The 1,840-nt window shown below is 48.9% G+C and carries 3 protein-coding genes; all 3 read left to right on the forward strand.

All coding sequences use genetic code 11. The features are described 5' to 3' along the window. A partial coding sequence (locus MICAI_RS16325) for a hypothetical protein (RefSeq protein ID WP_039900367.1) occupies positions 1-518 on the forward strand: 518 nt, incomplete at its 5' end. Between the two features lie 62 nt (positions 519-580). Further along, complete coding sequence (locus MICAI_RS16330) at positions 581-952, forward strand: hypothetical protein (protein WP_008204534.1); 372 nt, start codon at positions 581-583, stop codon at positions 950-952. 225 nt (positions 953-1,177) lie between these two features. Beyond that, complete coding sequence (locus MICAI_RS16335; RefSeq protein WP_008204535.1) at positions 1,178-1,651, forward strand: hypothetical protein; 474 nt, start codon at positions 1,178-1,180, stop codon at positions 1,649-1,651. Positions 1,652-1,840 lie beyond the last annotated feature (189 nt).

The raw sequence follows: 1,840 nt of genomic DNA on the forward strand, positions 1-1,840 counted from the left end.
AAGGTCTTCCCGAAGTCATCGTCCGGCAAGTGCGAGGGGAGACCAGCTGGAAGGGCGACATCCACTTCGACCCCTTCGGGCAAGTAGTAGTAATGAACTCTAAAAAAACGGAGCTATTCAGCCAAGTTCTAGCCCTAGCCGCCCGATTGAATCTCGGTATCAAAGAGTTTATGGACGACCCAGAAGGTTTTCTCGGCATCGAATCACCGAAAAGCCGTCAACACGCCCGTCAGCGAGTTAAACAGCGCCTCTTGGAAATCAACCAAAACCACTACGAACGGCGCAAGACGGAAGCGGAGGGTCAACTCGTCACCCGTCGCCTCAACGATGAGATCGACGCAACTCCAGACAGCGACGAACCTAAGCTCAAGGAGCCTCGGAAATCTCCCAAGACTGCCATTAAATCGGGCAAGCGCAAAACCGACCGAAAACGGGAAGCCGAGGAGTGGCTGAAAAATAATCCAGAATTTTCGGAGGATGTGGATGCCCAGATGGGTATCACGAGCATTCACACCTAGAGTTCCTTAATAGGATTGGAGGGGAATGGAAGTCCTCTCCAATCCATCATACTAAAAAAACCATGCGAACCGCTATCTTTTTCTGGCAAGATGCCGAACAAACACCTATTCTCAAGTCTCTTATCGAGGAGGCTCTTCACCTCGGTTATACCCGTTTCCTGACGACCCTGTTCCTAGAAAACGATCAAGGTCTGGTCTTCTCGATCGAGGCTGAATCAATCGATGACTTTCCCCTCGATAATCTTTTCCGCGCCGACCGCATCCTGCTCGTTGACGAGCCGCTACTCTGGTTATGCGATCGAGGTGAGCGGGTCTTCGCGGTTTGGGACGGCAGCGAGGGCGAAACGCTCACCTGTCTGGGTTTCCTCAAAGCTTGGGGTCTGCCAGGTAATTATGTCAACCCCTACCGTACTTTCACCCTCGAAACCATCTAACGCTTATCCCTGATCGAGCGATCGGGGTTTTTCTTCTCTACTCCCCGATTTGCTCGCTCGTCGGACGGGGGGGTTATCCTTATTCCCTCGGTTTTTCTGTGCCATACCCCCGCCTCTCCTCGCTCACGCCCACCCACCCACCCTAAACCGGAAAAATAAGGAAAGAACACAAAAGAGATAAAAATCTTCGCCAAGCGGGGAGGTGTAAACCTAGAATTAAACACCTTGAACCAACCGATAAGTCCAACCCCAACCGTTCAAACCTCGAACATTCTACATGAATACGCCGATATCCGCTGGCAGATGGCCGCACTTTCGGCCAAACTAGAAGAAATCGAACCGATGGCGATCGAACGGGCATTATCAATCATCAGTGAGGATGCAACCGCCAACGGCAAACGGGTGGTGTACCGCACCGATACAGTCGATATCATTCTCCAATTACGTTCCCAGAAGCCAAAACCCCAAAACCATGCCGACCTCGAATCGCTCAAGGAATTGATCGAGTTGGAAGCTGAGAAAGCCCAACATCAAAACCAAGATGAGATCGCCAGCATGGAAAGGGAGATCGCCCTTTTACGCTCCCGTCTCCTCAGACTGCAACAAACCGATGAAGGACGAACCTATCAAGCTGAATATGCAGACTTAGAACGTCAACTGACCACTCTCGAACCGCTTCTCAGCGTCAGATTAAAGTAAACCACTAGCTAGATTTAATCGTACAAGCGGGGGAAATTTCTCTCGCTTTTTATAATTGGCTCAAATTCAAGAAAATAAATCATAAAACTATCAATAAAAACGAAAAAATCTTAAAAACTTAGACAATTTAAAAGCTATCGCATTAGGTGTAAAAAAATTAACATAGAGGTCAAAACCATGACATTTAAG

This window comes from Microcystis sp. T1-4 (genome assembly GCF_000297435.1).
In the GTDB taxonomy this organism is placed as follows: Bacteria; Cyanobacteriota; Cyanobacteriia; order Cyanobacteriales; family Microcystaceae; genus Microcystis.